This window comes from Methylocaldum sp. (assembly GCF_035627495.1).
GTDB lineage: Bacteria > Pseudomonadota > Gammaproteobacteria > Methylococcales > Methylococcaceae > Methylocaldum.
Genome location: NZ_DASPLO010000067.1, coordinates 1 through 4,460, shown reverse-complemented (window position 1 = coordinate 4,460; position 4,460 = coordinate 1). Strand labels below are relative to the sequence as shown.

The 4,460-nt window shown below is 53.6% G+C and carries 3 protein-coding genes; all 3 read right to left on the bottom strand.

Annotation, left to right across the window (positions count from 1 at the left end; genetic code table 11):
- Positions 1-3: 3 nt before the first annotated feature.
- Positions 4-978 (bottom strand): glycosyltransferase family 2 protein, encoded by a 975-nt coding sequence (locus VEB01_RS05240; RefSeq protein WP_324873440.1) that lies wholly within the window; start codon positions 976-978, stop codon positions 4-6.
- 234 nt (positions 979-1,212) lie between these two features.
- Positions 1,213-2,718 (bottom strand): oligosaccharide flippase family protein, encoded by a 1,506-nt coding sequence (locus tag VEB01_RS05235; RefSeq protein ID WP_324873438.1) that lies wholly within the window; start codon positions 2,716-2,718, stop codon positions 1,213-1,215.
- A gap of 134 nt (positions 2,719-2,852) precedes the next feature.
- On the bottom strand, positions 2,853-4,091 hold the full coding sequence (locus tag VEB01_RS05230) for a glycosyltransferase family 4 protein (protein WP_324873436.1): 1,239 nt from the start codon (positions 4,089-4,091) through the stop codon (positions 2,853-2,855).
- Positions 4,092-4,460 lie beyond the last annotated feature (369 nt).

Sequence of the window (4,460 nt, the reverse complement as noted above, 5' to 3'; positions counted from 1 at the left end):
CAGTCACACGCTGACTGCAATGCCTTTCTTCAATGTCTTCTTGACTGACAGCCAGATCGGTCGAGTCCACGGAGCGTAGCGCTTTATAGATGGCATCAGTGTATGACGGAAGAAAACTAGGTATAGGTCCTCTATGATTCGTCGGCGTTTCTGCCAAAACCAAATTGCTAAGTGCTGGAGGCAGCGGAGCTTGTCATGCCGCGACAGCGGTGCCCGTTGAATAAGCCCTATGTACTCTCGAAATTGCCTGCAAAACGGAAAATGCAGCCGTCCGGCGGCCGACGTATCGAACCACCTGAAGCGTGCAAGGCGATCGCCGAAAACCGTTGTCGACTGCCCGGAATGAACGCGGTGGAAAAATAGCGGCTCCGGCACCTCGAAAAATTGCCCTCGCAGAGCCAATTCCGCCAGCAGGTTGTCATCGGAATTGGAATAACTACCAATCAAGCGTGTCTGCCGGAGCACATGTGTGCGCACGACTCCGTAGATTTCCTCACAAGTGGATCGTTTAAGAATCAGCGTACGAAATCGTTCGGGCGGTGCTGCTGCACCATCTACTTGCGAGCGTCTCGCTTCGAGGGGATTGCGCTCCGCATCGACGCGGACGAATTGAGGATAGCAGAGTACGACTTCGGGGTGCTGATCCAGGACGGCGACACATTTTTCGAGGAAGGTCGGAGCACAGAGGTCGTCATAGGTCTGCCATTTGAAGTATTCGCCCTTGGCTAGCTCAACCGTCCGGTTATGATTCCAAGCTGCACCCCGGTTTGTTTCCGCACGTACGTAACGAACGCGCGAATCTTGCTCTGCATATCGGCGACAAATCTCTTCGGTCTGATCGGTCGAGCAGTTATCCGAGATAATGATTTCGAAGTCCTTAAAGGTCTGGGCCAAGAGTGATTCCAGCGCCTCGGCGAGATAACGCTCGCCGTTATAGACCGGTATTCCTATACTGACACGTGGCTGCGTTCCGCTCATCAAAACACCTCATAATCCTGAAGTCGAATCCAAACACACCATGCACGCATTTCACCAATCTAACCCGTAGGATTGCCGATTCTGCTCGCGCGCGACTTCGGCGAGAGCTCTTCTTATCCGATCAAGCAATCCCGGTACCACGAGAACCCGCGTACTACACACTACAGCGTTCTTGAACTTTGAGATCCCGTCGATCTGCAGTAGAAGCCAAAGGGGCTATAAACAGGAAGGATTTCATTCCGTATTTATCCTTTGTGGCTCAATCGACGGATGCCAGAGGCGGAAGCGAATACTCTGTCGCTCAGCGGAGTCAAAGCAGATCCACCAGTAGCTAACCAGAGCCAAGGGCAAAACCATCGCCACCTGCGAAAAGAAAAGCACCAGGTTGGTCGCCGGCCAGAACTTTTCGATGTACGCAGAAGCTAAGGCAAAAAGAATCAATGCCGTGCCGGGACGTAGCCAAATCGAGCTCAGGTAGGTTCGTATTGAAACTCCCAGCGTTCGGCGAATGTACCAAGGCCAGAACAGGATACCGAACGCGATGTTAGGAATAGCGGTACCCCAAGCAACCCCCTCGACTCCCCAAGACTGAACCAACAGAATACTGAGCAGGAGGTTACACAGGGCCTCACCTACAGCGATGGGCACCATCCCTTTGTGCCTGCCCATGCCGACCATGATCGAGGCGGATACGTGGTTTCCGGTAGTGAGCAGAAGCGCCAGGGCCAAGATAAAAAGCACCCGGCCCGAAAGCTCACCGTACTCGTCTCCCATCCACAGATTGATGAAGGATTCCCCACGAAGCATGAATGTCACCAGTATCGGTGCGATAACCATCGTCGCGTAACGTGAGACGCGTAAGTGCGTCGATTGGAGACCTGCATAGCTGATCCGTGCATCCAGGGAGCTGGCCAGCGGGGTCATCGCGGTGGTAATCCCGCGGAGAATAACGCGCGCTTGATTCATCAACGTTCCTGCAATGGCAAAGAAAGTGATCATGCTCACGGACAGGAAAGCACCGATGATCATGGTATCGGTGTAAAAGATCAGAAGATTCGAAACATTCAGGATGAATAAATAAGCACTGAATGAAAGAATCATACGCAGATGCGACCGGCTGGAATCTTTTAACCGGAAGGAAAGCTCCGGGTAGAGACGGCGGCTGGCGATGCCATATGCCAAGCCGTTCAGAACCGAGAAGGCCAGATGAATCAACGCAAGCGCCTGAAGGCCGTACCCGTGGCTAAGCATCATCACAATTGCCAGCGCGCGCAGTACTCCGCTGAAGTTCTCAATCATGTTCAAAAGGCCAAAGCGTTGCAGACCAGCAATCACTCCACCGAAGACGCCGCTCACCAGCGAGACACCCGCCGTAAAACCGGCTACCACAAACACAGTCTTGGCCGCAGATTTGAACTCATCCGGCATATTGAAGGCATCTACCGCGAAGGCGGCCAGGATGACAGAAATCAGTACGGCCAAGCTTCCACTTACGGCGAAGACAACTAAGGCGGATGCCGTGACCCGACTGGCTTCGTTGTGATCTGCTTGAGCATGAAAGCGGGCTATATAGCGTGTGACCGTTCCCCGGACTCCCAAATCGAGAAGACCTAAATACCCGGTAAGTGAGGTCAGCAGTGTCCAGATGCCGTAGCCGGTGCTTCCCAGATGCTGCACCACAAATGGTGTGAGGAAAAATGTGATTGTTGCGGAAAAAATATACCCGCTCCAATTGGCCATTATGTTATGTATGGGCCTAGGAATCTTAGATCCAGGAATCCGAATTTGGGCATTCTTTCGCATCATTCGTTTCTATGCTCCGTATACAGGCGCGACTGTGATCTCGATAGCACATATTTCGCCAATCTGACTTGTCAGGATGGCAAATTCTGCTCGTGCACGACCTCAGCGAGAACCCTTCTTATTTGGTCAGCAACCCGGCGCCACGAGAATTCGCGTACGACACGTTCGCGGCCCTGCTTGCCCAAGTTTGCGGCCAGATTCGCGTCGCTCAAGATACGAATCAAGGCGTGCGCGATCTCGTCCGGCGAGAGTGGATCTACCAGGAAGCCAGTGACGCCTTCCACGACCGCGTCCTCGATACCCCCGGAACAGCTGGCCACCGCCGGCTTGCCACAGGCACTCGCCTCAAGGAACACGATGCCGAATCCTTCCACATCACTCGCTTCGCATTGTTCACGACTAGGCATCACGAAGACATCACTCAGGGCGTAGACTTCAGGCAAAAGCTCATTTGGAATCCGCCCTGTGAAGATGACTTGCTCATGCACTCCAACCTCAGCGGCCAATTGCTCCAGTTCCGGTCGGTAGGGCCCATCTCCTACAACCAAGTATTGGGTGTTCGGAAATGCATGGAGCACGCGCGGAAGAGCCCGAATGACCATATCCTGCCCTTTGCGTGCCACCAGGTTACCGACTGTGACGATGACTTTCTCATTGGTTGTGGTTCCCAAGAGCTGCTGGCGCAGGGCTAGGCTTGGCTGCTGCGGACGGAAAAACTCTACCTCGCACCCGGGATGGATGACTTCGATGCGGGTCGCCTTGACTCCGAGCTGCTCGACCAGGTGTGCCGTGTATTTGCTGACCGCAATCACCCGAGCGGCGCTGCGTAGAACCAGCCGCGTCTTCGACCCAGAAGCCTTTTGCGCGGCCAGGATTTCATTGCCGTGTGCGTACACGACATACGGAATTCCGAGGCACCAGCGCAGAAATAATCCGACATGGCCATCGTGAGCAGCGGCGAGCTGAACGATCTGCGGGCGTTCACGCAAGATGATTTCAAGCAGGGTCGTCGCGAGCATGGCACTGCGAACAAAGCGCGGGCCGTGGCAGGCTCTCGGCCGGCGATAGACGTGCACGCCGAGTTCATGAAGTCGGTCACCGGTGGGCAAAATCCCCCCAGTCAGGCAGCAGACTTCCTCCGGGCCCAGTTCCACAGCGATGGTCTCCATGAACCTTGAGATTCCACCGGTCTGCGGTGGGAAATAAACAGGGCTAAACAGAAGGGATTTGATTCTCAATGACTCTCTCAAATAGTGCTCATCCTCGTACACCGGCATTCCAATTCTTACTCGAAGGTTCTTGGAGCTCATACGGTCTCTTCCTAAAATGAAATCCATGGTCAACATGAACCAATCGCCAACCGCAGCAGCTAATTCAAGCTGCGATTCTTCAGATAAAGCGCAAGACTTTCAGTAAACACTTCAAAATCACCACCTTTGAAGCCATAGCGACTTTTTCACTTCTCGAATACGTATGACCGAACTCAGTCTCATCAATGAAATACTTCAGCTAAGGCGATTAGAAATTCATCGGATCGTGGTAAGCGCTCCTTTAACGACGTCTGGAATGGTGGCGGAAAAGAGGTAAGGATGGTGTCCACGTATAAGCAGGTGGACACCTATGACAGAGAAAAGCTCAGTGTTGTCGCGGCCGCTGGTCATGGGACGCAAGCGGGATGG

What these genes read in the sequence shown, in the direction of transcription:
- VEB01_RS05240 (WP_324873440.1), bottom strand. Translation starts at nt 978, where the DNA reads ATGAGCGGAACGCAGCCACGTGTCAGTATAGGAATACCGGTCTATAAC.
- VEB01_RS05235 (WP_324873438.1), bottom strand. Translation starts at nt 2,718, where the DNA reads ATGGCCAATTGGAGCGGGTATATTTTTTCCGCAACAATCACATTTTTC.
- VEB01_RS05230 (WP_324873436.1), bottom strand. Translation starts at nt 4,091, where the DNA reads ATGAGCTCCAAGAACCTTCGAGTAAGAATTGGAATGCCGGTGTACGAG.